Raw genomic sequence first — 24839 nt, 5'->3', positions numbered from 1 at the left:
CGAAACGGGCACGGGAATGCGATTTCAGGAGATCACGAGATCACCGGGCCGGATGCAGGTCTCCGGACAACATCTCGACTGCGCCGAACAACTCGAACAAGAGCCGGGTCGAACGGTGTGCACCGCAGACGCGAATACGACCCTGGTGCGCCGACGAATAGTCGACGAGAACTCCGACCGCACGGGTGTTGATGAATGTCACGTCCGCCAGGTCGACAGTCACCTGGCGCGCCGAGGCCGTCGCCGCGTCGAGAGTGGCCCGCAGATCGGCCACGGCGAGCAGATCGATCTCACCGGCGAGCCGCACGCGTACCCGTCCGGCGGACTCGCGTTCGATAATGGAGTCGTACAACGCCTTACGCGGTCGGCTGCTGGACAGCCCACCGATGCGGAGGACATCGACGGCCGGGTCGACGTCTGTCGGGAGCGGGGCAATGGGGGCACTGGTCATGGATTCCGCCGATCGTCGCGCTGATGCTGCTGCCGGACACCGCGGGCTGCGTTGGCTCGACATCCCGACGGTGACGATGACGTTACCGCCGTCCTGCGACAACGGGAGTCCGCGCGGTGTCGGTGACACCACACCGATACGGCAGATCCCGGAACGGTAACGGCGCGCCGGTCTCGCGACTCACGCCGCCATCGTCACCACCCGGGGTACGACCGGAATCGTCGCGCACACAAGCCATATGGTCACACGAGGGCGATGCTCGTCACCCTCGGAGGATTCAGGCGGGAACTGCAACCGGGATCGCTCGACGGCGGCGTCCAGACGCGCCATCGCGGACGTGAGGTCATCGAGCGCCTCCTCGCCGCCCTCCGGTAACGACTCCGGGAGCAGAGACAGCGCTTCCCCGACACTCGTGCCAGGATCGGCCACGTCGTCGGCCACTTCGTTTCCGGGTCCGAGCGTCGCCACGACGATTCCGACGGCGAGCGCTCCCGTGAGCAGCAGGCGACAGCGGGCGGCCCCCGCACTCGCGCGCAGTGCCGCTACGACGTCCCACCACCGAATCGGCGCAACTGCGCAAGCATGTGTGCGCGAACATCTTCGATGATCTCCTCGCGGCGGCCGTCGGGTAGCCAGCCGCCGCGAAGGTCGTCGAGCTCGGCATCGATCGCCTCATCCACCCGACGCGCGAACTCGGCGTTGCGGGCGTTCTCGTCGGTCGCCCATCGTCGGAGGTCGGCGAGGTGGTCGTCGGTTCGGCCGGGGTCCGGAGTGTGGTCGGCCTCGATGACCGGCGACTCGAACGTGAGGTCCGGGAACTCGATGTTCTCGGCCCGGATGGACGCAGTGGCGAGATCACCCATCGCCGACTCGAGCGCACGAAATGCCGCGTCGAATTTATCGGTGTTCGTCATCTGGTCACCATTTCAGCGCCTCGAGCACCTTCTCGGTCTGAGGAACAGACTTGGTGCACAGATTAGCCGAACCATCCCCGGCTCCATCGATCTTCACGCCGAGCAGATAGCCGTCCGGAGTCCGCGGCGTACGTACCAGCGCCTGGCACATCGTGGTTCCGTCATCGTCGAACTGTTGATAGCCGGTTCCGTCACCGACCTTGTACTGGCTGACCGCAGTCGTCAGAACCGCATCGACGCTGACCGGTTTGAACACATCGATCGCCAACCACCCGTAGCCGTTCTCCACTGGCCATTTGCAGCCGGGCAGACCCAAGTTCATCGTCGGCTGGGGCTTGTCGGTCACCGTTCCCGAGGTCAAAGGCGCCATGTCCTGAGGCGTCAACGATGCGCAGATCTGCGCTGCGGTCATCGTGGTCGGCGGTTCGCCGTCCTCGGACACGGGCGCCTGCTCGGTCGGGGACTGCGCCGGTGACGCGGTCGCCGGCGACGTCGCACTGGACGATGATCCGTCGACGTCAGTTGCCCCACGGCAAGCAGTCGTCGCCAACAGCAGAGTCACCACGGCGATGGTCACGGCAACGATCCTCACGGCTGATCCTCCCAGATTCCCGGACCCGTTCCCGGGTCGTAAGCAGTCCTCGGCTGTTGTGTCACGCGGTCGATCTCGGTAGCTGTGGCAACGTCGTTCGCGAATGCGATCTTGTCCAATGTGTCGGTGAAGGGTCTCAACTCCTCCTTCACCTTTCCTTCGGCTTTGCCCGTGGCGAAACCTACCGGATCCTTGCAAAAGCTGACAAAGGTCGTGAGCGCGTCGATGGCCTTGTTGATCTCAACGATCATCCTTTTCGCTTCTATGGCCACTTCCGCGAGCAGACGAGTCACTTCGGCCACGGCGGCGGCGGTTCCGGCTCCGGGGACGGCTTTGGCGGCCAGCTTCAGAATGCCCTCGAAGCTGTCGACTTTCACGAGTCGGGACAGTCCCTTCTGCACCAGGGCAATGAGTGCCTTCGCGGCTGCCTCGAGTTGGTCCGCGGCCATCGTGAGGCCACGTTCCAGCAGACGGCCGACCGACCCTTCCCAGTTCAACCCGCGCGAAAGATCTGCACTGTAGGACGAGTACGAGACCGCGGCCTTACCGTCCCAATGGGTGTCGACCGTTCGGTGCCCGGTACCCAGGTCACCGGAGATGATGTCGAATGCGCTGCCAGCCTTCCCATACGTCTTGCCGATTCGCTTGAGTTCCATCCAGTTTCCCGCAACCGGTTCGACGGCCGACTGAATGGGACTCCAGTGGGTCAGGCTCGCGATCGCCGAGTCGGCGTCGGCCAGCCACCCCGCCGCACTCTCGATGATGGCGTTCCAGTTCACCGACTCGTTGGCGGGTGCCGTAACGTCGACGGCGCGCGGATCCCCGAAGCCGTAAGTTCCCGGGACGTCGTCGACCTGCTCGTAGGTGACCACCGGGTCGGGGACCAGGCCCAGCTGCACCTCGATCGGCGGAACGAACGGATTGCTGTTGTAGGTCTCGGTCCGCGTGTGCCGCAATCCGAGACCGGCTTCGCTATCGGTGGTCGTGTAATCCCACGCTGCTTGCTTCAGGTTGACACTCGTGCCATAGAGGACAGGTGGGATTTCCTCGATCCGCGTCTTGGTTGCCGTGTGCAGACTGTCGATGGGTTCCTTGAGCTTGCCCATCAACCCCTTGAACTCGCCCGTCGACTGCGCGTGCGCACCAACCAGATTGACCGCCTTCCACGCACTACCGTTCAACGCCAGCACATAGTTGCCCAGACCGCTGATCCATTCCGGGTCAGCCTTGAGTGTCTCGCCCATCCGTCCCCCCACGTCTCATCGGAGCGATGCTCCCCGTCAACCCCTGCACAGAGTTGGACGCATCCGACGGGTAAACGGTTCCATCCGTTTCGATCGCCACCACAATTGGGGACAGCACGACGTGATCACGGTCACACGGCCATCCGTCCGCTACCCCTTCACCCTCGCCGCCCCGCAGCCGTAGCGGAAACCGTCTCCCGGCGCAGCGCGACCAGCAGTGCGGGTGCCCAGTAGCTCACCTGACCGAAGGTCGGCAGACAGCCCATCAGGAAGGTGGCCGCGCCGACGAGGATCAGGCTGAACTGCAGCAGCTTCTTGCGGCCGCGGCCGAAACGGCGGATCGCATCTGCGATAGTGCAGATGTGCCGTCTGACTAGCTCAGTTCCGACGACCTGCTGGTGCTGCTCGCGGTCGGCAGGAGTGGACGCTTCACCACCGCAGCCGACGTGTTCGGTCTCAACCACACGACGGTGGCGCGTCGGATCGAATCGCTCGAGCGGGCCGTCGGCGGTCGCGTTCTGGCGTGTGGTGCGGCCGGCTGGGAGCTCACCGACCGTGGCCGGCAGGCGTTCGCCGCGGCCGAACAGATCGAGGGTGCCGTCCGCAGGCTCGAGACCGACATCGACGGCTCACCGACACTCAGCGGAGTGGTGCGCATGTCGGCCACCGACAGCTTCTCCGCCTACCTCGCCGCGCCGTCCGTGGTGGCCGTACGCCGCAGACATCCCGGAGTCAGCGTCGAGATCGTGACCGCGACGAGGATTGCGTCGCAGCACCGCACCGGACTCGACATCGAGGTCGTCGTCGGAGAACCCCACGTCCATCGGGCGGAGGCGATCCGTCTCGCCGACTATCGGTTGGGGCTCTACACGTCGCGCACCTATCTCGCCGAGAATCCCACACCGGCATCCGCCGACGATCTCACCACGCACCCGTTGATCTGCTTCGGAGGATTCCGACGGCGAGCGCTCCCGTGAGCAGCAGGCGACAGCGGCCGGCCCTCGCACTCGCGCGCAGTGCCGCTACGACGTCCCACCACCGAATCGGCGCAACTGCGCAAGCATGTGTGCGCGAACATCTTCGATGATCTCCTCGCGGCGCCCGTCGGGTAACCAGCCGCCGCGAAGGTCGTCGAACTCGGCATCGATCGCCTCATCCACCCGACGCGCGAACTCGGCGTTGCGGGCGTTCTCGTCGGTCGCCCATCGTCGGAGGTCGGCGAGGTGGTCGTCGGTTCGGCCGGGGTCCGGAGAGGGCTCTGACCCGTCGTCATTCCTGCCCGTATCGACCACGACATCCGGGAACTCAATCTGTTGCGATCGGCTGACGGCGGTTCCGAGATCACCCATCGCGGATTCGAGGATCCGGAACGCCTCCTCGAATCCGCTTGGCTGGTTCACCAACCCAGCGCTTTCAGGACTTTCTCCGTTTGCGGAGCGGACTTTGTACACAAATTGTTTGTCAGGTCGTTCGAACCATTCATGTTGACCCTGAGAACGTATCCCTTGGGCATTCGCGGAGTTTGCACCAATGCCTGACACGAACTTGTGCCATCTGCGCTCAGCTGTTGGTACCCCGTTCCCCCGCCAACGGGATACCGGGCCTTGGCGACAGACAGAAGAGCATCAACATCGACGGGGTGGAAGACATCGACCTCGAGCCATCCGTATCCGTTCTGCACCGGCCACTTGCATCCGGGCAGCCCACGGAAGTTGCTCGTCGACGGTGAGTCTGTCACGTTCCCGTCGGTCAACGGTGCCACGTCGTCGGGCGTGAGAATCTCACAGAACCGTTGAGGTGTGAAGGACGTCGGGTTGGAATGGTTGTGGTCGGCCTCAGGGACCGATGCCACGGCGGTCGAGGTGCCCAACCCGGATGGCTCGGAGGCCTTATCACCGTCCCCACACGCCGCCGCTGTCACCATCGTCGCCAGTCCCAGCATCGCCGCTCCGAGCATCTTTCGCTTGGTCACTGACCGTCCTCTCGTAGTACTGCACCTTGACCCGGGTCGTACGCGTCGGACGGCCTTCGACCGGGACGGTCTAGCTGGGTGGCCGTTCCGATGTCATAGCCCAACTGAACCCGGCCTTCGACCTTGTCCAGGGCGTCGGTGAACGGTTTCAACTCCTCCTTCACCTTGCCTTCCGCTTTCCCCGTGGCAAAGCCGATCGGATCCTGACAGAAGGCGATGAAGGTCTTCAGCGCCTCCACTCCGCGTCTGATCTCGTCGAGCAGCACCTTCGTAGCGTTCCAGACGTCGGTCAACAGCCCTCGAACCTGCTCGATCGCAGCCGCGGTGCCCACATACGGGACCCACTTGGAGACCAATTTCAGGACGTCTGTGACGTTATCGACCTTGACCAACCGGCCCAGTCCCTCTTTGACGAGACGAATGATCTCCTGGGCAGCTTTCTGCAGTTGATCGGCTGCCAGCGCCAAACCTCTATCCAGAAGTCGCCCGACCGAGCCCTCCCAATTGAGCCCGCGAACCATGTCGGTCGTGTAACCGGTGTATGCCTGTGCGGCACGTCCGTTCCAGTGATCGTCGACCTCGCGATGACCAGTGGACAGATCGCCCGCGATGATGTCGAAAGCGCTACCAGTCTTACCGTAGGTTTGTCCGATTCGTTTGAGTTCCATCCAGTTACCGGCCACGGGGTCGAGTGCCGCCTTGATCGGGCTCCATCCGGTCAGGTCCTCGATAGCACCATCTGCATCGCTCAACCACCCCGCAGCGCCGTCGATCACGGCTCGCCAGTCGACACTCTGCGCAGGCGGTGGGGCCACCTCGACCTCGCGCGGGCTCGGATACGCGCGGGTACCGGGAACGTCGTCGACCTCCTCGTATGAGATCACCGGATTCGGCGCCCGACCCGAGAGGACCTCGATAGGCGGAATGAACGGATTGGAGTTGTACGTCTGCATTCGCGTGTGCTTGATCCCGAGTGCAGCGTCGTGATCCACCGTGGTGTAGTCCCACGCCGCTTGCTTCAGGTTCACACTTGTGCCCTGGAGGGCGATCGGCACCTTCTCGATGCGAGTCCTCGTCGCGCCGTGGAGAGTGTCCACCGGACCTTTGAGCCCCGACATCAACCCCTTGAACTCGCCCGTCGACTGCGCATGCGCACCAACCAGATTGACCGCCTTCCACGCACTACCGTTCAACGCCAGCACATAGTTGCCCAGACCGCTGATCCATTCCGGGTCAGCCTTGAGTGTCTCGCCCATCCATCCCCCACGTCTCATCGGAGCGATGCTCCCCGTCAACCCCTGCACAGAGTTGGACGCATCCGACGGGTAAACGGTTCCATCCGTTTCGATCGCCACCAGAATTGGGGACAGCACGACATGATCACGGTCACACGGCCATCCGTCCGCTACCCCTTCACCCTCGCCGCCCCGCAGCTGCGGGGTCGGGGTCCGGCATGCGCGGTCATCGAGCGCTCCACCCGCCGTCCATCGGATACGACGTCCCGGTGACCATCGCCGCGTCGTCGGAGGCCAGCCAGCCCACCAGGGACGCGACCTCGTCCGGTCGGACCAGTCGTTTGACCGCGCTCTCGGTGAGCATGATCTTCTCGATGACCTCGTCCATGTCGTGGACGCGCGCCTGGTCGGCGATCTGCTTGGTCGCCAACTCGGTCTGGACGTACCCGGGGTTCACGCAGTTGCTGGTTACGCCGTGCGAGGCACCTTCCAGCGCAGTCGTTTTCGTCAATCCTTCGAGGGCGTGCTTCGCGGCCACATACGACGGCTTGAAGGCGGAGGCCCGTAGGCCGTCAACGGATGAGATGTTCACGATCCGACCGAACCCGCGGTCGTACATGCCGGGCAGTGCCGCACGGATCAGGAGGAACGGCGCCTCGACCATCAGCCGTTGCATTCGCCGGAACGTGTCCGGCGACATCTCCTCGATGGGTGCTACGGACTGGAAACCCGCGTTGTTGACCAGGATGTCGACGTCAGCTCGAGCGAGTCCAGCTCCGCGGTGTCACAGAGATCGACATGCCACGCCCGGCCGCCGAGGTCGGAGGCCACCTGTTTGGCACCTACGTCGTCGATGTCGGCGACGGTCACCGTCGCTCCACGGTCGGCGAGGACACGGGCACAGGCCTCGCCGATCCCGGTAGAGGCCCCGGTGACCAGGGCTCGCGGTCCCGTGAGTTCGCCGCTCATGCCGACACCCCTTCACGCTGCGGAGCGGTGTCGAGATGCGCGGGCGCTGAGTGCCAGTGAGTGGCGGAGCATTGCGGGCCTCTTTCATCTCGTCATAGCGCGACGAACTTCCGTCGTGGAGGCGGCTATGAACCGAGTGCCCGCAAGGGGCCGTCCCGAAGGACCCGCGTAGTTGGAGAACCTGCCTCACCTACGAGTTTACGACCGTCCTTCGACATGCGGAACCCCATGTGCGGCAGGTGGTCGCGTACCTCGCCGGTGACCGTCGAGTAGAGAGGGCACCGATCATGGCGAGGCTGACCGAGCAGGCGCAGGGCAAGCGGGCGGCACGGATCGTCCTGTCGATGATCGCCGAACCCGGCGACCCAGCGACCGGCCACGTCCTCGCCCACCTCGGCGGTGTCGAGACGCTGCGGCTGCGAGTCCGACGAGCCGGTGCTCGGCCTTGGACGAGCGGACGCGGTGCTTTGGCGTGAACGCCTGACCGCGCGGATCGGTTCGGACTTGCTCGACCGGATCGCACAGGCCGAGCAGCAGGGCTTCGGCACGCTCATTCCCGCCGACCGTGACTGGCCCGCCGCGTCGAACGAGTTGAGCGAGCGCGCCCCCTACGTGCTGTGGACGCGCGGGCGACCTCGTCCCTGACCACGGCGCTGAGCGATCGGGTCACGATCACCGGCGCGCGCGCCTCGACCAGTTACGGCGAGCAAGTCACCGCCGAATTGGCAGCCGGCATGGCCGATGAGGAACGCATTTGTCGTCGCGGGCGGCGCCTACGGCATCGAAGCTGCCGCGCACCGTGCCGTGCTTGCGGCCAGCGGCCAGACGGTCGCCGTGCAGGCCAACGGCCTGGATCGGCGCTTCCCGAGCGGGAACGGCGAGCTGCTGAACCGCGTCGGGGACGTGGGACTCCTGCTCAGTGAGCTGCCGCCCGGCACGACGCCGACCAGGAACAGGTTCATCGCCCGCAACCGGCTGATGGCCGCGCTCTCGGGCGCGACCGTGATCCCCGAGGCCAGCGTCCGCTCCGGCTCGATCACCACGGTTCTGCAAGCGCGGGACCTCGGACGAGGCATCGGCGCGGTGCCCGGCCCGGTGACCAGCGCGGCTAGCACGGGCTCCAACCAGCCCATCAAGCAAGGCATCGCCTCACTCATCACCGAAGCCAGCGACGTGAGGGAGTTGCTCGATGCCGACCGTCCAGTTGGCCAAACTCTGGGCCGCTCGGAGATCACCTCAGGGTTTGAGCACCGGCGCGAGTCTCCTGGTTCGCTCGGCCCCTCCCTATGACCGGGCGGTCCGACAGGAGTTCGGCACGCCCGCCATGTCCCTTGCTCGTCCGGCGGGCACTCCCCGTCGACGCGACGCGGATCCTTTACTCGTTGCGGCGGGTGTCGGCGAGGAACTGGGTCAGCGCGTCGCGGCTGGTGGTCAGGCAGGCGATCTTGGTGTCCAGCACGATGATCTGGTCGCGGACCATGCCGGCAAGGATGTCGTCGCAGGTGCTGGTCCAGGGTGTGGCACCGGTCTGACGGTCGAGGACGATCTTGATGAACCGGATGGGCACTCCCGAGCGGGACAGGTCGCGGATCGTGCGGACCTGTCCCAGATCGGTCGCGGTGTAGTCGCGGTACCCGTTGGGATGTCGGCCCGGACTGAGAAGTTCCTGGTCTTCGTAGTAGCGCAGCATCCGGGGCGCGACGCCGGTGCGCTCTGCTACCTCGCCGATCTTCATGCACGGTTCCTTCCCGCTGTGGGCGCTGGTCGCCGCCGGGCTTGACCTTCACAGTGATGTCAATGTTTAGCGTAGCGGCATGCCCGCACGCTCGACCGTCTCGCCGCCCCGTTCCACCGAGTCACCCCGGCGCCTGTGGCCGGTCCTGGGCGTGCTGACGGCGGCGACGCTGTGGACGGTGACGGTGGAGATGCTGCCCTCGGGTCTGCTGCCGCAGATGAGTGTCGGGCTGGGCGTGTCGGAGTCCACAATCGGGGTCCTGGTCAGTGCCTGGGCGGTGACGATCGCCGTCGTGGGCATCCCGTTGGTGCGTGCCACGCTGCGGGTACCGCGCACGGCGCTGCTGACCGGATGCCTGGTGGTGGTCGCGGCGGCGAACCTGCTCACCGCCCTGGCACCCGGGTTCGCGCTCGCCCTGGTCGGGCGGATCGTAGCGGCGACCGCGCACGGCCTGTTCTGGGCGTTGGTCGTCTCCTACGTCGCCTCCCTCGTCGCACCGGAACGGCTCGGTCGCGCGTTGGCGGTCGTGCTCTCGGGTCCCACTCTCGCCGGGCTCGCGGGCCTGCCCCTGGCGGCGTTCCTCGCCGACCTCACCGACTGGCGGGCCGTGTTCGCCGGGCTGTCGATCATCCTGCTGCTCACCGCCGCCGCCACCTGGCTGGTCCTGCCGCGCGCCGCCGCCGCGGCCCCCGAGGCCGGCGGCGTCTGGACCCGCGGCGCCCTGGGCGTGCTCGCCATGGCCGTCGCCGGCGGGCTGGTGCTGGTCGGGCACTTCACCGCGTTCACCTACATCACCACCCTGACCACCGGACTCGGTGGACTGGCCGGGGATGCCATCCCGGGCCTGCTGCTGGTGTTCGGCCTCGCCGGCGCAGTCGGGGTCGTCGTGTCCGGCTTCGCCGCCGACCGCTACCCGCGGGCCGCGATCGGCGCGGCAGCGCTCCTGGTCTGCGCCGGCCTGCTGCTGCTCCTGCTCGGGGACGGGCGGCCCGCCGTGTTCACGACCGGCACCGCCCTTTGGGGCCTCGCGATCGGCGCCTTCCCCCCGATCCTGCAAGCCCGCGTGCTGCGCCTGTCCACCCCCGCCTTCCGGCCACTGGCCGGCAGCATCGTCGTCACCATCCTCAACCTCGGCGTCGCCGCCGGAGCCACCCTCGGCGGCCTCATCCTCGGTCACGGCCAGAGCACGCTCACGTTGGCAGCTGTGAGCGCGGCAGCGGCAGGGACCCTGTTGCTGATCCTGCTGCGACCCGCGCCACCCGCGACGAGCGACACCTGAGCCAGTCGGCACAGCACAGCGACGAACCGTCGACTCACGCCCGTACCAGCGGTGACGGTCGCAGCCATCCGGTGATCCTTCCGGTATCGGCAGCGGGCCGCGACGTGTTCACGAGTCGCGGACGGTGAGGATGCCGTGGCGCACAAGGCGTAGGAGCCTGTTGTCGCTTCCTCCGGTCTCGGCGAGCCAAGCGGCGGCGCCGATCAGGTCGAAGAGGTCCGCGGAGGTGACGTCCGGGCGCACACCGCCCGCCGCCTGAGCGGCGGCCAGCAGTCCGGTGCCGCACGCCTCCCTCGCGTGACAGGCGTCGGCGAGCGGGTTGTCGTCCTCGTGCCTTCCGGCCATCAGCGCCTCGGCCAGGCCCCGGAACCTGCTGCATGAGGCCACGGCCTTCTCGATCCAGGCCAGTAGCGCCTCCAGCGGCTCGTTCTCCCGCTCCAACCGCTCGCCCGCGGAGACCAGGGCCGCGTTGTCCTCGCGCAGGACCGCCTCGATCAGGGAAGCCAGTACCGGGAAATGCCGGTACAGGGTCGCGATGGACACCCCGGCCCGCTGCGCGATCGCCTCCAGCGACGCCGAACCGCCGCCGGCACGATGACCGACCGAACACTGACCATCGGGCTCGTCCTCGCCGCCGCGCTGAGGCCTGGCCCGACTCGCCGTCACCCCGTTCACCACCAGGCAAGCACGCGCCTGAGATGAGTCGTCGGCAGCCCACCGCGAACGACGTGCCCTGTCATCGGCGCTCGGGCGAGGACGGTTCGATAACGGGCCGCGCCTCGTGAGCTCATCCGGCAAGGCTTCGCGTCCCTCTTCGCCCAGCCAAGCCACTTGTTCGCTCAGGTTCGGCGCCGACGCCGACGCCGACGCTTGGGCGGGCGGTGACGCGGCCAGCGGTAGGGCGGGAGTTCGGCTACCGGCATGTGGCACGTCGCCGATCGGCATCTGCCTCAGCTTCGCTCGGCTTCGTTCAGATGGCGCCGGTGGCGATGAGTCCGGCGGCGCGCGAGACGGATCGTCGGGAGATGAGCCAGCGCCCGTCGAGGTTCTGGTAGTCGTCTTCGATGCGTCCGATGGTGGTCCAGTCGGCGGGTCGGTGTCTGCCTGCGTGGTCGTGGGTCGCCGTCCAGTGCCAGACGGTCGCGTATCCGGACAGGTGGGGTCGGTCGTCGTGCCAGCGGACCACGTGCTGCCCGGCGACGTGAGCCACGGCTTGCTGGCCTCGTTGTCCGCCGGCGGACATGAAGGCGGCGAACTCGTGTGCACTGTGGAACCGCTGTGGTGGTCCGGGCATGATCGTGTACTCGATGAACGCGTCGGGTGTGAAGCACTCGACGAATCGGTGGTGCTCGAAGGCGTCAGCAATCTCGAAGAAGCGGACGTGGTTGGCGTTGATCTCGCGTTCAGCGGCGAGCAGGTCGAGCAGACTGCGGGGCTGGTTGCTCATGCTGGTCCTTCACATCGCGTCATGAGGGTGTGGCCACGGTGGCCTCGACGTCGGCGAGGCGGGTCAGGAAGTCGGCGATGGTGGCGCGCTGGGCGTCGTCGTAGCCGGACAGGACTGCGCTCAGGCGCTGCCTACGCGCGGCGTCCTCGGCATGGAATCGCTGGTCATCGAGGGAGACGATGACCTTGCGACGATCCTTCGTGCACCGCTCCCGGGCCGCGTAGCCGGCCGTCTCCAGCCGATCGACCACCCCGGTCGTGGTGCCCGAGGACGTGAGATTGGTGAGTTCGGCGAGCCGGCCAGGGGTGAGCGGGCCATGCAGGCGCAGCAGGTTGATGAAGTTCGCCTCGCACGTGCTCAGTGTCAAGCCCACCGTGTCGGCGGCGATCTGATCGATCCGCGCCGATGCCGCCGCATACCGCTGTGCGGCGGCGGCGATCCGGTCGACGGTCTCGGACTGCGTGGCGGACGTGGTTGCCATGTCGCGACCCTTCTTCTAATCTCTCGTTATGACGACATACTCGTCATGACGAGATAAACGGTGGAGTGAGTATCTCGTGATGACGATGGTACTCGGCACAAGGAGAGCATCACTATGACCAGTCCGGCGACTGCCTCTATCGATCCTGGCGCTGTTCGGTATCCGCGGAGATGGGCTGCCATGGTCGTGCTCGTGCTGGGCTTCATGCTCGACCTGCTCAACGTCACGATCGTCAACGTCGCACTGCCCGCGATCCAGACCGACCTCGGCGGCACACCCTCGCAGGTCGGCTGGATCGCAACCGCCTACCTGCTAGCGTTCGCGATCGTCCTCATCACCGCTGCCCGGCTGGGCGATCTGTGGGGGCGCAAGCGCATGTTCCTGATCGGCCTGGCCGGGTTCGCACTCGCCGGGGCCTGGTCCGCGCTCGCGCACGGCCCCGGCGAGCTCATCACCGCCCGGGCGGCCCAGGGAGTGGCGGCGGGCCTGGTGGCCCCGCAGGTGATGAGCAGCCTCTACACCCTGTTCCAGGGGCGGGAGCGAGCCACCGTGCTCGGCCTGTTCGGGGTCATCGCCGGCATCGCGCAGGCCGGCGGTCTCCTGCTCGGAGGGCTGCTGATCGCCGCCGATGTCGCCGCACTGGGCTGGCGGGCCGTGTTCTGGCTCAGCGTGCCCGTCGCCTTCATCCTCGTCGGCCTCGGGGCATGGCTGATCCCGGAGAACCACGCGCCCCAGGCCACCCAACCGCGATGGCTGCCCGCCGCCGGCCTGACCCTCGGACTGGTCGCCATCGTGTTCTCGCTGCTGGAAGGGCGCACCTACGAGTGGGCGCTCTGGACCTGGCTCCTCCTGGCTACCGGAATCGCCGCGGTCGCAACGGTCGCCCTCGGCGAACACCGCAATCCCGTTCGCCGGGCCGGAGCCCTGCTGCCCCTGACGATCCTGCGCGAACGCACCAGCGCCGTGACCCTTCTGGTGCAGATGATCGCCTTCGCCGCCTTCAGCGGCTTCTTGCTCGTGTTCATCCTCTGGCTCCAAGACGCCCAGCACTATACCGCCCTGGCCGCAGGCACCGTGACCATCGCGTTCTGCGCCGGAGGCCTGGCCACCGCGGGATTCGTCGGCGTCCTCACCGTCCGCTTCGGCCGCTACACGGTCATGGCCGGCACCCTGCTGGGCGCTCTGGGCACCGCCGCCGTCCTCGCCACCGCCACCACGGCGGACGGGGACGTGAACCCCTGGCTGCTGGCACCCGGACTGTTCGTCCTCGGCATGGGCATCAACCTCGTCATGCCGCCCCTGACCACACTGTTCTTGTCCACCGTGCCGCCGCGCTACGCCGGATCAGCGTCCGGAATCTGGACCACCAGCCAGCAATTCGGCGCCGCCCTCGGCGTCGCCACCCTGAGTTCCACCTTCCTCGGCATCGCCGCAACCAACGGCTACACCCCAGCCCTGACCACCAGCACCGTTGGCATCATCACAGCACTCATCCTCAGCACCATCCTCTGCCTCACCCTCCCCACCCGATCGAAGATCGCCAGCCCATGAAGCCGCCCGTGTCCCACCCCTTCGCAGCCACGTTCGTCAACCGTGGCCCGTCTTAAACCTGGATCCGTGGACTGACCTGGGTTTTTGCGGGTGCCGCGATAGCGAAAGTGCCCTCTGAACTGGGATGATTGGTGTTGTCGAGACATCAATCACACAGTTCAAGAAAGGGCACTTTCAGTGAAAGTATCCCACACGTTCGGTCCAGATTCGGTAGCGCTCAACGACGACAATCTGGTCTCGCACGCTGGCCTGGTCCCCGGTCCCAGCATTGGCTGAGCGCACCGGCCTGCAGCAGTTGCTGGCGGACAAGGTGTCGATCACCTCGACGTCGGTGGCCTCGGCCGCAGCGAATATGGCACCGAAACTGACCACGATCATCGCCGGAATGTGCGGGAGCCGACTGTATCGATGACATCGAAGTCCTACCAGCCGGCGGCCACAAAACGCTGTTCACCGGGGTGTACGCCCCAGCAACAGTCGGACAAACGTTGCGCGAGTTCACCTTCGGACATGCCCGCCAACTCGACTCGGTCCTCACCGCACACTTGCGCGCGCTCACTGGACGCGTTGATCTGCTGCCCGGCGCCAGCGAGCGGACCTACATCGATATCGACTCGCTGCTACGTCCGGTCTACGGCCACGCCCCAAACAAGGCGCCTCCTACGAGCACACCAAAATCGCCGGAAAACAGATCCTGCGCAAGGGACTCGCCGTTGGCGACCACGCTCAGCACCGACCAAGCCGCTCCGGCGGTCGCCGGAATCCAGTTGCGGGCCGGTAAAACCGGGCCGGGTAAGGGTGCCGGCGGATGGTGGCCCAGGCCATCACCACCGCCCGGTCCGTCGGCGCCACCGGCACCATCATCGTTGGCGGGGATAGTGCCTACGGGTCGAGCGCAGTGGTACGAACCTGCATTCGGGCCGGGGTTCAATTCTCGGTCGTGATGACCAAGAACACCAAAATCGTAGCCGCCATCGAAGCCATCGACGACGACGCGTGGACCCCCGTGAACTACCCCGGAGCCGTGCAAGACCCTGACACCAGCACATGGATATCTGATGCCGAAGTCGCCGAAACCACCTACACCGCTGTCGAATCGAGCAAACATCCGGTCACCGCCCGGCTGATCGTGCGCCGCATCAAAGACGCCAACTATCCCGACGCAATGTTCCCGGTGTGGCGGTATCACCCGTTTTTCACCAACAACGACGAACCGGTCGATGCCGCCGACATCACCCACCGTAAACACGCGATCATTGAAACCGTGTCCGCCGAACCTCATCAACGGGCCACTGGCCCACCTTCCGTCAGGAAAGTTCGGTGCCAACAGCGCCTGGGTCATCTGCGCTGCCATCGCCCACAACGTGCTCCGAGCCGCACGAATCCTCACTGGCAGCCACGGCCGGGTTCGCGGCGCCACCTTACGCCGCCGGATCGTTGCGATACCCGCCCGCCTGGCCAGACCTGCCCGCACACCCATCCTGCATCTACCGACCGCTTGGCCCTGGTCGGTGCCATTTCTTCAGTTGTGGCGCGGCGCAATCACCGTCACCTGACACACATACTCCACTGCCGACCAACAACCAGGAACCAAGGTGAGAATGCTCGCTGCCGAGCTGATCGGGTGGATGGACGCTGCGTAAAACCTGGTGTCGCAGGCGAACGCGCAGCTGCACCAGCAGTACGGAACCGCCGACGTGCTGATCGCACGAGCAGGTACCCGCGCAGCAGCCGCCGCTGCGAGTCGGCAGGGGAGGGACGTCGAGGACGAGATCGAAGCGGTCGCCAAGGATCTTGGCCTGCCCTACGAGACGCGGACACGGTTCACTGGCCGGAACGATCGTACCGCGCCGTGCGACCTGGTGATCCCGAACTCCGGCGCCGCAGAGATCGTCGTCGCGGCGAACGGCTTCGACTCCACCGGCTCCAGGCTGACCGACGCTGTCCGCGAGATCGAGGAGATGGCCGAGGTACGGACACCGCGGCAGTTCGTCCCAGCGGTCATCGACGGGATCGGATGGAAGAACCGCATCTCGGACCTGCGGAAGATCCACAAACTGTGGGTCACCAACCAGATTGACGGAATGTACACGCTCGCCACACTCGATCAGTTCCGCGAGGACTTCGAGGACGCGGCGCGACTGCGCGAACTGCTTTAGGTGCAGTAAAGGCTTTGTTGACGCCACCCATCCCCGCCTGGCGGCTGTCGGCTCTCGGGCTGAGAAGAGGAAAGATTCTCGGTATCTCCGCGTGACGCGGTCGACTTCGACGCCGAGACCCTCGCGGTGACGAGCGCGGCTGTCCACAGCGGGCGGCGCGACGACCGGAGCACCGAAGGCGAAGAGCAGTGTCCGAACGCTGCCGATGCCCGACGATCTGACGGCCGCGCTGCGTCGTGTTCGGAAGCGGCAGAAGGAGGCGAAGCTCCCCTCGGATCGAAGTGGATCGACAGCGGCTACTAGGTGGTCGGGACGGTCTCGGAGCGGCGCCACACCCCGACACCCTCACTGCCGCGTGGCGCAAGGCGCTCGCCGGTGCCGGTCTCCCCATCGTTCGACTGCACGATGCGCGTCACTCGTGCGCGACTCTGAGGCACCTGAACGGCGTCCGCGTAGTTGTGACCGCCGTGTGGGCTCGGGCACCACGATGCCGGGTTCACCTTGCGGACCTATGCGCACTCGGACCATGACGCGCTGGCCGACGCGGCGGACATGCTCGGCCCGATCACGACCGGGAAGAAGAAGGACGCGAAGTGACACATCCCGTGTCCCCTTGGGGAGCCGCCGGACGAAAAAGCAACCCAGTGTCACCTCGTGTGACATGGGGCCGATCACGAGCTGCCCCATGAAACGACAAGAACCACCCGACGCCAGGTGGTTCTCGTGGTGGCCAGGGCCGGGATCGAACCGGCGACCTTCCGCTTTTCAGGCGGACGCTCGTACCAACTGAGCTACCTGGCCGGACAGCACCCGAACCGAATGCCAATCGCACACATGTGTTGCGACCCTGACGGGACTCGAACCCGCGACCTCCGCCGTGACAGGGCGGCGCGCTAACCAACTGCGCCACAGGGCCATGTTCTGTTATCCGCTCCCCGCGGCCCCGCAAGGGGCCGGACAAGCGTACCCCCTACGGGATTCGAACCCGCGCTACCGCCTTGAAAGGGCGGCGTCCTAGGCCGCTAGACGAAGGGGGCCGGTTCTCCGTAAGGAGTTCTCCGTTGGGAGCCGACTCAGCTTAGGACACTCGCCGAACAATTCACAAATCAGTAGGTCGGGGGTGATTTTCGGACTCCGGCGAGCGCGTCGGTGACAGCGACGTTTCCACGAGGTTCCGGACGAGGCCTTCGCTCCCTTCCATCCGGGGTTCATGATATGCAAGAGCGATGGGGGAACAACTCTTCGTGCGCCCGGTCGACCCGGACGACGTCATGGGGATGACGCCGTTCGACCGTGAGACGGTGGGCCGTTTCGTCGCTCGACATCTGCTCCCGGTGCCGATCGACGATCTCGACGCCGACGACGATGCGTCGCTCGTAGACCAGCGAGCGTCCACCGGGACGGCCTACATCGACCCTTCCGGTGTGCGCGTCGACATCGCGCCTGCGGCGATCGTCTTCCACGACCCGGGAACAGCGGCAGAGCAGACCGTCTTCGCGGCGCTGAACGAGGTCGGCGGGATCGCGATCGACCCGGAGCAGGCCTTGGCCGTCAGCTGTGACCAGTCGTGGCTGCAGACCGACCGCAGCCCGGTCGACACCCTGGTCGTCGTCTCGACCATCACCGAGATGCGACACGCGATGCGCGTGGGCGGCACCCGATCCGGCATCGTCGACGGCCGGTCCTGATCCCTGCCGCCACCACGTCGGGAATCGAGGTCGTCCGATCGGCGGGCCCACTCTGTCGGCCGCGCCCCTGCCTGTAAACTCGTCGACGCCCTGTCCGCAGGGCACGGCCCCTATAGCTCAGTTGGTAGAGCTACGGACTTTTAATCCGCAGGTCCCAGGTTCGAGCCCTGGTGGGGGCACTGTCACACGAAAGCTGGCGTCGTGGCGCGCCCGTCACGCTGCCGCCGCCGTGTTCGCCAGATCCCGCCGCAGTCGCGCGATCCGCCCCGGCGTATCGATCCCCACCGCTCCGACGACGCGTCCGTCACGGTGACTCAGGATCAGGTCATCGTCGACGGTCTCGAGAACCGATCCGGCCGTATCCCCGACGATCTGGATGCGATGGCCGTACCAGGTGGACCATGCGAAGGGGATGCCGTCGTGCACTCGCTGCGCCCCGACCGCGTTCGCTCCGGCGACGAATCCCTGGTCGGACGCCGACGTCCAGTGCCCGCCGACGCGTCCGGACACCGTCGCGACGTCGCCGGCCGCCCAGATCGCGGGAGCGCTGGTGGCCATCGCGGAGTCGCAGACGACGGCCCGGGTCGGCGGGTCCACGGCGATGTCGCCGGCAGGCACCCATCCCGACGCCGGAACCGATCCGATCCCGACGAACACCGCGTCGGCGTCGAGGACGTCACCGTCGTCGGTGATCAGCGATCGAATTCTGTTCGCGCGCAAAGAGATATCGACCACTCGCGTCCCGGTGATCAGCCGCACACCCGCTCCTTGGTGCAGATCAGCGAGCGCGCCCGACGCCCGCGGTCCGACACTGCGCCTCAGTGGTGTGGCCGACTCGTTCACGATGGTCACGTCGATCCCGCGAGCGACTGCCGCCGAGGCGACCTCGGAGCCGATGAATCCCGCGCCCAGGACGACGATCCGGCGCGCGGTGTCCAGTGCGGCGCGCACGCGCACCGCGTCGTCGAAGGTGCGGAGCGTGTGGATGTTGTCGAATCCGCTGAGGCCGACGACGGTTCGTGCCGCGCCGCCTGTGGCGATCACCAGTGCGCCGTAGGCGATCTCACTGGTGGACGTGATCAGGAGTCGCCGATCGACGTCGATGCCGACAGCGGCTGTGCCACCGTGCAGTTCGACGCCGAGCTCCTCCCAGCTGTCCGGATGGCGCAGGACAGGTACGGTCGGCTCGTCGGCGGCACCGAGGAGCGCCTTCGACAACGGCGGACGGTCGTAGGGCGGGTGGTGCTCGGCACCGACCATGATGATCTCGCCCGTCCACCCGTGAGCGCGGGCACCCTCCGCCGCCCGCACACCGGCCAGCGACGACCCGGCGATGACGAGGGGACCTGGCACGTGCTGTGTGGCCATCGGCATCTCGTCAGTCGACGATCCGCAGCGCCGACACAGGACACGACTCGACGGCCGCGCGGACGTACGCGCGGTCCCCGTCGGGGATGTCGCTGGTCACCACGTCGACGACGCCGTCGTCCCCGATCTGGAAGTACTCGTTGGCCTGGGTCTCACACATCCCGATGCCCTCGCACACGGGGCGGTCGGCGTGGACATGACTCATGGGTCGGTTCCCTTCTCCTGGTCGGCTGTGACTGCGCACCGACGTGCCGTCTGTTGTCATCTTCACCGGGACACAGCTCACAAACACTGGACTATCCGCCGAATCCCCCACTCACGACTGTGCGATCACACAGTCTGTGCCATCGTTGTGGCGTGACCGACCTACCGGGATGGCTCCAGGGATTCGCCGCCGACCAGCGAGACCCGGAAGAGGTCCGCCAGTGGGTGTCGTCGACCGCCGAGGCGATCGGCGAAGGGGTCGACCTGCCGGCCGATATTCGTCCGCTCCTCCTGCTCGCGGTCGAGGAGCACTGGTTGGCGTTCCTGAGCGGAGTCGCCGTCGAGGACGAGGTGGGCGTGACCCTCGTGCCCGCCGCGGCCGAACTCGCCATGGAGGTCGCGCGCCATCATCTCGGACTCCCGGTACTGCTGAAGATCTACCAGACGGCGCAGGAGGCGTCGTGGGCGTTCGCCGTCGACGTCGTGCGGCATGCGCCCGACAGCCTCGACCATGAGGCGTTGCTGGTGTGGTTCTGGACGAAGGCCAATCGCTGGTTCGGCACGTCCGTGGAACTCTCGGTCGCGGTCTATCAGTCGGAGGTGGATCGCATCCGACGACGCGGTGATGCCCGCCGCTTCGAGGTGGTCTCCGATGTGCTGGCAGGCGCCGGCGTGGCGACGTCGTCACTGTCTGCGGAACTCGGCGGTCACCCCATCAACGGAGTCATGCATGTAGCGGTGATCGCTCGGGCGGTCGACGCCGACGCAATCGAACAACTCGAGCCGGCGATCACTGCCCTCGCAGCGACCGTGCCGGGTGCGCGAGTCGTTCTCGTGCGGCCGGGAGGACGTGAGCTGTGGGGATGGCTGCCGGTGAGCGATGGCACACGCCAGATGTCCTGGCAGGCGGAGTTTCCCGAGCGCATCCGCGTCACCGTCGGAGGACCTGCCGGCGGCATCGAGGGTTTCGTCGGTGCGCACCTCGACGCCCGGTCAGCGCAGCGAGTCGCGCTCTCACCGAGCCGTCAGGTCGCCGTCACGCACTACGACGACGTCGCCGCCCTGACCTTGCTCGCACTGGATCCAGTTGCCGCCGAACGCTTTGTCCGCACAACTCTGGGCGGCCTCGACCAACAGGACCTGGGATCGCTGCGGGACACGGTCCGTGTCGTCCTCACCTCGACCGAGAACGCCGACGGCGTGGCGGGATCCTTGGGCGTACACAAGAACACGGTCCGCTATCGAATCCAACAAGCGGAACGCCTGCTCGGACATCCACTCAGGACCCGAGCAGGCGATCTGCTCCTGGCACTGGACTATTACGACGCCTTCCTGCTGTGACGCAGCACCGAACAGGTCAGGCCGTCGAACCGGTGAGCGGGATGAAGTCGACCTTCTCGCGCACACCGCAATCCGGACAGCACCAATCGTCCGGGATGTCGCGCCATGGCGTGCCCGCCGCGAATCCCTCGCTCTCGTTGCCCACTGCGACCTCGTACACGTGCTCACAGCCCGGACAACGCGCCGCGACCACGTCGTCATCGACCGCCCCGGGAGCGACCTCGGGCACCTCGTCGACGGCGACGTCCTCGACGGGCGCCGGGAATCGGACAAGCAATCGGCCGAGCTTGCCGGGTGCAACGTTGGCGAGACGGACGTCGCCGTCGAAGTGATTCACGACCCGCGGGTCCATGACCTTTCGCCACAGCGGCGGGATCAGTGCCAACAGGATCATGCCCGCGTATCCGGTGGGGAGCGCCGGCGACTCGCGGTAGTCGCGCAGGGTCTGGTAGCGGCGGGTGGGATTGGCGTGGTGATCGCTGTGTCGCTGAAGGTGATAGAGAAGCACATTCGTGGCGATGTTGTTCGAGTTCCACGAATGCATCGGCAGGACGCGTTCGTATCGCCCGGATGTCGTCTTCTGCCGGAGCATTCCGTAATGCTCGAGATAGTTCACCACCTCCAGCAGAGAGAACCCGATCACGGCCTGCAGCAGCAGGTACGGCGCGATGCCGATCCCCAGCCAGATGATCAGTGCACCCCAGATGCCCACGGTCATGAGCCACGCGTTGAGGACGTCGTTGCCGAGGTGGAAGGGGTGGGTGTCCTTCCGTCGGTATCGTTTCGCCTCGATGCCCCAGGCGCTGCGCAAGGATCCCCACACGGTTCGGAACCAGAAACGGTAGAAGCTCTCGCCCAGACGCGACGACGCCGGATCCTCCGGGGTCGCCACCCGCACGTGGTGGCCGCGATTGTGCTCGATGTAGAAGTGACCGTAAAAGCTCTGCGCCAGAGCGATCTTCGAGAGCCATCGTTCGTGGCTCTCCTTCTTGTGTCCGAGTTCGTGAGCGGTGTTGATGCCGATGCCACCGATGAATCCGAGGGTCACCGCGAGTCCGATCTTGTCGACGACCGGCCATCCCGCCGTCGCGATCAGATACATCGAGAGGAGGAAACCCGCGTACTGGATCGGGAGGAACGCGAACGTGACGTATCGGTAGTACTTGTCGTTCTCGAGCTCCTCGATCACGTCGTCGGGCGGATTGGTCGGGTCGAAGCCGGCGACGAAGTCGATGACGGGCACGATCCCGAGAACGACGATCGGACCGGTCCACAGGAACACTCCCCACCCGGTCAGCGCGTGACCGCCGAGCGCCACGAACGCGAACGACGGGACGATCAGGCCGATCAACCACAGATATCGTTTGCGGTCGCGCCACCGTTCGGTGGTGCCGTCGGCGACGGTACCGCTGGCCGTCAATGCCATGTGATTACCTCCTACAACAGGACTGATGAACGAACCTGCTGTCAGAATCGACGGGTTGGACGTCACAATCACCGTTCGATCGACCGGATTCGGAGGCGGAGACTGTGTGATTTCACAGCAGCGCCAGAGTGCGCGCTCCAAGAATCGACGTCTGGTCCGCTGAATTGACGTATGTCAATATTGACGAGTGTCGAATAAGAACCTCCTGCTGTCACCGGGCCGCGGCCTCAGTGGTGACCAGACCAGGGCTGTCGCCCCGTTGCTGAAGGCGCTCGCAGATCCGGTTCGATTGCGGTTGTTGTCGGAGGTCGCCGCGCGTCCGGGCGGTGAGGCGTGCGTCTGCGACATCTCCGGCCCGTTCGATCTCTCGCAGCCGACGATCTCGCATCATCTCAAAGTGCTGCGGCAAGCCGGCCTGGTGACGAGTGAGCGTCGCGCGACGTGGGTGTATTATCGGGTGAATATCGAAGTGCTGCAACAGCTCTCGGGCCTGCTGAGCGGCCTCACGGCGGCGGTGATGGGCGAGTCCCGCTCGTGCGAGCCGGACCAGTGACCGCCACCGAGGCCGCCGTTGCGGGCAAGTTGTCGATGCTGGACCGATTCCTACCGGCGTGGATCGGTACCGCGATGATCGCCGGACTGCTACTCGGCCGCATGGTGCCCGGTTTGGGAGACGCACTGGCGGCGGTAGAACTCGACGGTATCTCGCTGCCGATCGCACTCGGGCTGCTGATCACGATGTATCCGGTGCTGGCCAAGGTGCGTTACGACAGGCTCGATTCGGTCACTGGTAACCGTCGCCTGCTGCTGGGGTCGCTGGCGTTGAACTGGATCATCGGACCGGCGTTGATGTTTGCGTTGGCCTGGCTTCTGCTTCCGGATCTGCCCGAGTATCGGACCGGACTGATCATCGTCGGTCTGGCCCGATGTATCGCGATGGTCATCATCTGGAACGACCTGGCCTGCGGTGACCGCGAAGCCGCCGCCGTGCTGGTCGCCTTGAACTCGGTGTTCCAGGTGACGATGTTCACCGTGTTGGGTTGGTTCTATCTGTCGGTGTTGCCCGGGTGGCTCGGCCTGGAGCAGACGACCATCGACACCTCGCCGTGGCAGATCGCGAAATCGGTGCTGATCTTCCTCGGCATTCCCCTGGTCGCCGGCTACCTCACCCGCCGCATCGGCGAACGGGCCAAAGGCCGCGACCGGTACGAGTCGTCGTTCCTGCCGCGACTGGGTCCGTGGGCGCTCTACGGATTGTTGTTCACCATCGTCGTCCTGTTCGCGTTGCAGGGTGAGCAGATCACCTCGCAGCCCTGGGACGTCGCGCGGATCGCCGTACCGCTGCTGATCTACTTCGCGGCGATGTGGGGCGGAGGGTTCGTCCTCGGCGCCGCGATGGGGCTGGCCTACGAACGGACGACCACACTGGCGTTCACCGCGGCCGGCAACAACTTCGAGCTTGCCATCGCTGTCGCGATCGCCACCTACGGTGCAACTTCCGGTCAGGCTCTCGCCGGAGTGATCGGCCCCCTCATCGAGGTGCCCGTCCTCGTGGCTCTGGTCTATGTGTCCCTGGCGTTGCGGAAACGCTTCTTCGACCCCACCGCTGCCGGCCCCGATGTATCGAGGGAGACCGTTCGCGATGCCTGAGAACGTGCTGGACGACAGCCTGAGTCGCGGCGAGCGTCGCGCCCGGCCCGAGCTCCTGGTGCCCCATACCGCGCTCGCCCGCACCACCGCTGACCTGGCCTCCAAGTACGACGGCGTGGTCTCTCGGCAAATGGTCGAACGCTGTGTACCCACCGACTGCAAGGTCGACCGATGAGCACGTCACCCCAGGTGCTGTTCGTGTGCGTGAGCAACCGCGGCAAATCGGTGATGGCCGAGCACCTCACTCCCACAGTCACCGACCGAATCGTGCCGTCCTCGGCCGGCACCAACGCCAAGATCGGCAGCCAAGTCAACGAACTGTCCGCCCAGGTACTCGCCGAGGTCGGCGTCGACGTCGCCGGCCACCAACCCCGCCAGCTCACCGACGAACTCATGCGTGCCGCGGACCTCGTTGTGGTCGTCGGCACCGCCGAGGTCACCCCACCCGACGGGGTCGCCGTTGAGATCTGGGAGACCGACGAACCCTCAACCCGAGGCATTGGCGGTGTCGAACGGATGCGACTGATCCGCGACGACATCACCACCCGGATTCGCGCCCTCGCCGACCGCATCGAGCGGTAGGCGAGTACGGGCGGCGCGCCTCAGCAGCAGGCTGTGCGCGCCTCGGCCGAGTCAGCGGCGCTGCCACCGCAGCACACGGCACCCTCCTCGGCGTCCTCGGTGACGTTCTGTTCCAACAATTTCGGGCTGGTCCCAAACGTCTCGGAGTCGGCAAGCACGGTGTAGACCTCCCACTTCTCGTTCGCCGGGCCGGTCACCCACACCTTGTCCTGGGTCGCGAAACAACAGGTGGCGTTGATCTCCTCTTGAGTGAACAGACCTTCCCCGGACAGCCGGGCGATCTCGGCGTGCACCTTCTCGCTGGAGTCGACCTCGACGCCGAGGTGGTTGATGGTTCCGCCCCGGCCCGGATTCTCCAGCAGCACCAGTTTCAGCGGCGGCTCAACGACCGCGAAGTTGGCGTATCCCGGCTTGCGTTTGGCCGGATGGGTGTTGAACAGCTTGGAGTAGAACCCGATCGCGGTATCGAGATCATCAACGTTGAGCGCGAGCTGCATACGGGACATGACCATCACCTTCACCTGTGAGACATATATCGAACTCCGGACAAC

The 24839-nt window shown here is 66.1% G+C and carries 28 protein-coding genes, 4 tRNA genes and 5 pseudogenes; 16 read left to right on the top strand and 21 right to left on the bottom strand.

Features of this window, described 5'->3' with window-relative positions; all coding sequences use genetic code 11:
- Nucleotides 1-40 precede the first annotated feature (40 nt).
- From QSJ19_RS08565 to QSJ19_RS08540, 6 genes are all read right to left on the bottom strand, one after another.
- Nucleotides 41-451 carry an STAS domain-containing protein gene (locus QSJ19_RS08565; protein WP_286319642.1) on the bottom strand — a complete coding sequence of 137 codons (411 nt, stop codon included), beginning with the start codon at nt 449-451 and terminating at the stop codon, nt 41-43.
- Nucleotides 452-631: 180 nt separating this feature from the next.
- Nucleotides 632-919, bottom strand: a complete 288-nt coding sequence (locus QSJ19_RS08560) for a hypothetical protein (RefSeq protein ID WP_286319641.1) — start codon at nt 917-919, stop codon at nt 632-634.
- 74 nt (nt 920-993) lie between these two features.
- Entirely contained in the window at nt 994-1365 is a 372-nt protein-coding gene (locus QSJ19_RS08555; RefSeq protein ID WP_286319640.1) for a hypothetical protein, read from the bottom strand.
- A gap of 4 nt (nt 1366-1369) precedes the next feature.
- The gene (locus tag QSJ19_RS08550; protein WP_286319638.1) at nt 1370-1807 is read right to left on the bottom strand and encodes a hypothetical protein; all 438 of its coding nucleotides are present in this window, start codon (nt 1805-1807) and stop codon (nt 1370-1372) included.
- Between the two features lie 146 nt (nt 1808-1953).
- The gene (locus QSJ19_RS08545; RefSeq protein ID WP_286319637.1) at nt 1954-3201 is read right to left on the bottom strand and encodes a hypothetical protein; all 1248 of its coding nucleotides are present in this window, start codon (nt 3199-3201) and stop codon (nt 1954-1956) included.
- A gap of 158 nt (nt 3202-3359) precedes the next feature.
- Nucleotides 3360-3665 (bottom strand): hypothetical protein, encoded by a 306-nt coding sequence (locus tag QSJ19_RS08540; RefSeq protein WP_286319683.1) that lies wholly within the window; start codon nt 3663-3665, stop codon nt 3360-3362.
- On the opposite strand from QSJ19_RS08540, the pseudogene QSJ19_RS08535 reads away from it, so the two are divergent.
- A pseudogene (locus QSJ19_RS08535) lies at nt 3594-4148 on the top strand (LysR family transcriptional regulator); the annotation flags it as partial. The gene QSJ19_RS08540 and the pseudogene QSJ19_RS08535 overlap by 72 nt on opposite strands.
- Nucleotides 4149-4223: 75 nt before the next feature.
- On the opposite strand, the gene QSJ19_RS08530 reads toward QSJ19_RS08535, so the two are convergent.
- From QSJ19_RS08530 to QSJ19_RS08515, 4 genes and pseudogenes are all read right to left on the bottom strand, one after another.
- Nucleotides 4224-4601 (bottom strand): hypothetical protein, encoded by a 378-nt coding sequence (locus tag QSJ19_RS08530; RefSeq protein WP_286319636.1) that lies wholly within the window; start codon nt 4599-4601, stop codon nt 4224-4226.
- On the bottom strand, nt 4598-5173 hold the full coding sequence (locus QSJ19_RS08525; protein ID WP_286319634.1) for a DUF3558 family protein: 576 nt from the start codon (nt 5171-5173) through the stop codon (nt 4598-4600). The genes QSJ19_RS08530 and QSJ19_RS08525 overlap by 4 nt, the downstream gene beginning before the upstream one ends.
- On the bottom strand, nt 5170-6429 hold the full coding sequence (locus tag QSJ19_RS08520; protein ID WP_286319633.1) for a hypothetical protein: 1260 nt from the start codon (nt 6427-6429) through the stop codon (nt 5170-5172). The genes QSJ19_RS08525 and QSJ19_RS08520 overlap by 4 nt, the downstream gene beginning before the upstream one ends.
- 205 nt (nt 6430-6634) lie before the next feature.
- A pseudogene (locus QSJ19_RS08515) lies at nt 6635-7377 on the bottom strand (SDR family oxidoreductase).
- A gap of 287 nt (nt 7378-7664) precedes the next feature.
- Between QSJ19_RS08515 and QSJ19_RS08510 the strand changes: the two are divergent.
- The 3 genes from QSJ19_RS08510 (at nt 7665) to QSJ19_RS08500 (ending at nt 8667) form a co-directional block, all read left to right on the top strand.
- On the top strand, nt 7665-7853 hold the full coding sequence (locus tag QSJ19_RS08510) for a hypothetical protein (protein WP_286319632.1): 189 nt from the start codon (nt 7665-7667) through the stop codon (nt 7851-7853).
- A complete protein-coding gene (locus tag QSJ19_RS08505) occupies nt 7840-8022 on the top strand; it encodes a hypothetical protein (RefSeq protein ID WP_286319631.1) in 183 nt (60 codons plus the stop codon). The genes QSJ19_RS08510 and QSJ19_RS08505 overlap by 14 nt, the downstream gene beginning before the upstream one ends.
- Before the next feature lie 96 nt (nt 8023-8118).
- Nucleotides 8119-8667, top strand: a complete 549-nt coding sequence (locus QSJ19_RS08500; protein WP_353507128.1) for a DNA-processing protein DprA — start codon at nt 8119-8121, stop codon at nt 8665-8667.
- A gap of 85 nt (nt 8668-8752) precedes the next feature.
- Here the strand turns inward: QSJ19_RS08500 and QSJ19_RS08495 are convergent, their stop codons facing one another.
- Nucleotides 8753-9112, bottom strand: a complete 360-nt coding sequence (locus QSJ19_RS08495) for a MerR family transcriptional regulator (protein WP_286319630.1) — start codon at nt 9110-9112, stop codon at nt 8753-8755.
- A gap of 79 nt (nt 9113-9191) precedes the next feature.
- Between QSJ19_RS08495 and QSJ19_RS08490 the strand changes: the two genes are divergently transcribed.
- Complete coding sequence (locus QSJ19_RS08490; RefSeq protein ID WP_286319629.1) at nt 9192-10391, top strand: MFS transporter; 1200 nt, start codon at nt 9192-9194, stop codon at nt 10389-10391.
- Nucleotides 10392-10499: 108 nt separating this feature from the next.
- Here QSJ19_RS08490 and QSJ19_RS08485 read toward each other — a convergent pair whose 3' ends face one another.
- The 3 genes from QSJ19_RS08485 to QSJ19_RS08475 all read right to left on the bottom strand — a co-directional run bounded on the left by QSJ19_RS08485 (nt 10500) and on the right by QSJ19_RS08475 (nt 12319).
- A complete protein-coding gene (locus QSJ19_RS08485) occupies nt 10500-11057 on the bottom strand; it encodes a TetR/AcrR family transcriptional regulator (protein WP_286319627.1) in 558 nt (185 codons plus the stop codon).
- A 304-nt stretch (nt 11058-11361) separates the two neighbouring features.
- Complete coding sequence (locus QSJ19_RS08480; RefSeq protein ID WP_286319625.1) at nt 11362-11838, bottom strand: nuclear transport factor 2 family protein; 477 nt, start codon at nt 11836-11838, stop codon at nt 11362-11364.
- Nucleotides 11839-11857: 19 nt separating this feature from the next.
- Nucleotides 11858-12319 (bottom strand): MarR family winged helix-turn-helix transcriptional regulator, encoded by a 462-nt coding sequence (locus QSJ19_RS08475; protein WP_286319623.1) that lies wholly within the window; start codon nt 12317-12319, stop codon nt 11858-11860.
- Nucleotides 12320-12499: 180 nt separating this feature from the next.
- On the opposite strand from QSJ19_RS08475, the gene QSJ19_RS08470 reads away from it, so the two are divergent.
- From QSJ19_RS08470 to QSJ19_RS08455, 4 genes and pseudogenes are all read left to right on the top strand, one after another.
- On the top strand, nt 12500-13870 hold the full coding sequence (locus tag QSJ19_RS08470; RefSeq protein ID WP_286319621.1) for an MFS transporter: 1371 nt from the start codon (nt 12500-12502) through the stop codon (nt 13868-13870).
- A gap of 177 nt (nt 13871-14047) precedes the next feature.
- Nucleotides 14048-15426, top strand: a pseudogene (locus QSJ19_RS08465) (IS1380 family transposase).
- A 42-nt stretch (nt 15427-15468) separates the two neighbouring features.
- Nucleotides 15469-16029 (top strand): annotated as a pseudogene (locus tag QSJ19_RS08460) (hypothetical protein); the annotation flags it as partial.
- 35 nt (nt 16030-16064) lie between these two features.
- Nucleotides 16065-16626 (top strand): annotated as a pseudogene (locus QSJ19_RS08455) (site-specific integrase); the annotation flags it as partial.
- Nucleotides 16627-16753: 127 nt separating this feature from the next.
- Here QSJ19_RS08455 and QSJ19_RS08450 read toward each other — a convergent pair.
- From QSJ19_RS08450 to QSJ19_RS08440, 3 genes are all read right to left on the bottom strand, one after another.
- A tRNA-Phe gene (locus tag QSJ19_RS08450) sits at nt 16754-16830 on the bottom strand.
- Between the two features lie 41 nt (nt 16831-16871).
- Nucleotides 16872-16945 (bottom strand) — tRNA-Asp (locus tag QSJ19_RS08445).
- Nucleotides 16946-16993: 48 nt separating this feature from the next.
- Nucleotides 16994-17066 (bottom strand) — tRNA-Glu (locus tag QSJ19_RS08440).
- A gap of 189 nt (nt 17067-17255) precedes the next feature.
- Here QSJ19_RS08440 and QSJ19_RS08435 point away from each other — a divergent pair.
- Together QSJ19_RS08435 and QSJ19_RS08430 are read left to right on the top strand one after the other, a co-directional pair.
- Nucleotides 17256-17717, top strand: a complete 462-nt coding sequence (locus QSJ19_RS08435; RefSeq protein WP_286319619.1) for a hypothetical protein — start codon at nt 17256-17258, stop codon at nt 17715-17717.
- Nucleotides 17718-17823: 106 nt separating this feature from the next.
- Nucleotides 17824-17896, top strand: a tRNA-Lys gene (locus QSJ19_RS08430).
- Between the two features lie 34 nt (nt 17897-17930).
- Here QSJ19_RS08430 and QSJ19_RS08425 read toward each other — a convergent pair.
- Both QSJ19_RS08425 and QSJ19_RS08420 read right to left on the bottom strand, forming a co-directional pair.
- Nucleotides 17931-19085, bottom strand: a complete 1155-nt coding sequence (locus tag QSJ19_RS08425) for an NAD(P)/FAD-dependent oxidoreductase (protein ID WP_286319616.1) — start codon at nt 19083-19085, stop codon at nt 17931-17933.
- A gap of 10 nt (nt 19086-19095) precedes the next feature.
- Entirely contained in the window at nt 19096-19290 is a 195-nt protein-coding gene (locus QSJ19_RS08420) for a ferredoxin (protein WP_286319615.1), read from the bottom strand.
- A gap of 152 nt (nt 19291-19442) precedes the next feature.
- Between QSJ19_RS08420 and QSJ19_RS08415 the strand changes: the two genes are divergently transcribed.
- Complete coding sequence (locus tag QSJ19_RS08415; protein WP_286319613.1) at nt 19443-20630, top strand: PucR family transcriptional regulator; 1188 nt, start codon at nt 19443-19445, stop codon at nt 20628-20630.
- Nucleotides 20631-20646: 16 nt separating this feature from the next.
- Here QSJ19_RS08415 and QSJ19_RS08410 read toward each other — a convergent pair whose 3' ends face one another.
- Complete coding sequence (locus QSJ19_RS08410; RefSeq protein WP_286319612.1) at nt 20647-22056, bottom strand: fatty acid desaturase; 1410 nt, start codon at nt 22054-22056, stop codon at nt 20647-20649.
- A gap of 187 nt (nt 22057-22243) precedes the next feature.
- Here QSJ19_RS08410 and QSJ19_RS08405 point away from each other — a divergent pair, with 187 nt between their 5' ends.
- From QSJ19_RS08405 to QSJ19_RS08390, 4 genes are read left to right on the top strand one after another with little or no spacing between them, the layout of a single operon-like run.
- Nucleotides 22244-22609 (top strand): ArsR/SmtB family transcription factor, encoded by a 366-nt coding sequence (locus QSJ19_RS08405; RefSeq protein ID WP_286319610.1) that lies wholly within the window; start codon nt 22244-22246, stop codon nt 22607-22609.
- The gene (gene arsB / locus QSJ19_RS08400; protein WP_286319609.1) at nt 22606-23706 is read left to right on the top strand and encodes an ACR3 family arsenite efflux transporter; all 1101 of its coding nucleotides are present in this window, start codon (nt 22606-22608) and stop codon (nt 23704-23706) included. Before QSJ19_RS08405 ends, arsB begins: the two co-directional genes overlap by 4 nt.
- Nucleotides 23699-23881: a hypothetical protein gene (locus QSJ19_RS08395; RefSeq protein ID WP_286319608.1), complete on the top strand. Its 183-nt coding sequence runs from the start codon at nt 23699-23701 to the stop codon at nt 23879-23881. The genes arsB and QSJ19_RS08395 overlap by 8 nt, the downstream gene beginning before the upstream one ends.
- On the top strand, nt 23878-24288 hold the full coding sequence (locus tag QSJ19_RS08390; protein ID WP_286319607.1) for an arsenate-mycothiol transferase ArsC: 411 nt from the start codon (nt 23878-23880) through the stop codon (nt 24286-24288). The genes QSJ19_RS08395 and QSJ19_RS08390 overlap by 4 nt, the downstream gene beginning before the upstream one ends.
- A gap of 20 nt (nt 24289-24308) precedes the next feature.
- On the opposite strand, the gene QSJ19_RS08385 is transcribed toward QSJ19_RS08390, so the two are convergent.
- On the bottom strand, nt 24309-24794 hold the full coding sequence (locus tag QSJ19_RS08385) for an ArsI/CadI family heavy metal resistance metalloenzyme (RefSeq protein WP_286319605.1): 486 nt from the start codon (nt 24792-24794) through the stop codon (nt 24309-24311).
- Between the last annotated feature and the right edge of the window lie 45 nt (nt 24795-24839).

Origin of the sequence: Gordonia sp. ABSL11-1 (assembly GCF_030315685.1) — a bacterium.
GTDB lineage: Bacteria > Actinomycetota > Actinomycetes > Mycobacteriales > Mycobacteriaceae > Gordonia.
This window is presented reverse-complemented; position numbering and strand designations above follow the sequence as displayed.

What these genes read in the sequence shown, in the direction of transcription:
- QSJ19_RS08500 (WP_353507128.1), top strand. Translation starts at nt 8,119, where the DNA reads ATGAGGAACGCATTTGTCGTCGCGGGCGGCGCCTACGGCATCGAAGCT.
- QSJ19_RS08385 (WP_286319605.1), bottom strand. Translation starts at nt 24,794, where the DNA reads ATGTCCCGTATGCAGCTCGCGCTCAACGTTGATGATCTCGATACCGCG.
- QSJ19_RS08555 (WP_286319640.1), bottom strand. Translation starts at nt 1,365, where the DNA reads ATGACGAACACCGATAAATTCGACGCGGCATTTCGTGCGCTCGAGTCG.
- QSJ19_RS08470 (WP_286319621.1), top strand. Translation starts at nt 12,500, where the DNA reads ATGGTCGTGCTCGTGCTGGGCTTCATGCTCGACCTGCTCAACGTCACG.
- QSJ19_RS08410 (WP_286319612.1), bottom strand. Translation starts at nt 22,056, where the DNA reads ATGGCATTGACGGCCAGCGGTACCGTCGCCGACGGCACCACCGAACGG.
- QSJ19_RS08420 (WP_286319615.1), bottom strand. Translation starts at nt 19,290, where the DNA reads ATGAGTCATGTCCACGCCGACCGCCCCGTGTGCGAGGGCATCGGGATG.
- QSJ19_RS08490 (WP_286319629.1), top strand. Translation starts at nt 9,192, where the DNA reads ATGCCCGCACGCTCGACCGTCTCGCCGCCCCGTTCCACCGAGTCACCC.
- QSJ19_RS08435 (WP_286319619.1), top strand. Translation starts at nt 17,256, where the DNA reads ATGGGGGAACAACTCTTCGTGCGCCCGGTCGACCCGGACGACGTCATG.
- QSJ19_RS08425 (WP_286319616.1), bottom strand. Translation starts at nt 19,085, where the DNA reads ATGGCCACACAGCACGTGCCAGGTCCCCTCGTCATCGCCGGGTCGTCG.
- QSJ19_RS08495 (WP_286319630.1), bottom strand. Translation starts at nt 9,112, where the DNA reads ATGAAGATCGGCGAGGTAGCAGAGCGCACCGGCGTCGCGCCCCGGATG.
- QSJ19_RS08480 (WP_286319625.1), bottom strand. Translation starts at nt 11,838, where the DNA reads ATGAGCAACCAGCCCCGCAGTCTGCTCGACCTGCTCGCCGCTGAACGC.
- QSJ19_RS08390 (WP_286319607.1), top strand. Translation starts at nt 23,878, where the DNA reads ATGAGCACGTCACCCCAGGTGCTGTTCGTGTGCGTGAGCAACCGCGGC.
- QSJ19_RS08510 (WP_286319632.1), top strand. Translation starts at nt 7,665, where the DNA reads ATGGCGAGGCTGACCGAGCAGGCGCAGGGCAAGCGGGCGGCACGGATC.
- QSJ19_RS08395 (WP_286319608.1), top strand. Translation starts at nt 23,699, where the DNA reads ATGCCTGAGAACGTGCTGGACGACAGCCTGAGTCGCGGCGAGCGTCGC.
- QSJ19_RS08520 (WP_286319633.1), bottom strand. Translation starts at nt 6,429, where the DNA reads ATGGGCGAGACACTCAAGGCTGACCCGGAATGGATCAGCGGTCTGGGC.
- QSJ19_RS08565 (WP_286319642.1), bottom strand. Translation starts at nt 451, where the DNA reads ATGACCAGTGCCCCCATTGCCCCGCTCCCGACAGACGTCGACCCGGCC.
- QSJ19_RS08545 (WP_286319637.1), bottom strand. Translation starts at nt 3,201, where the DNA reads ATGGGCGAGACACTCAAGGCTGACCCGGAATGGATCAGCGGTCTGGGC.
- QSJ19_RS08475 (WP_286319623.1), bottom strand. Translation starts at nt 12,319, where the DNA reads ATGGCAACCACGTCCGCCACGCAGTCCGAGACCGTCGACCGGATCGCC.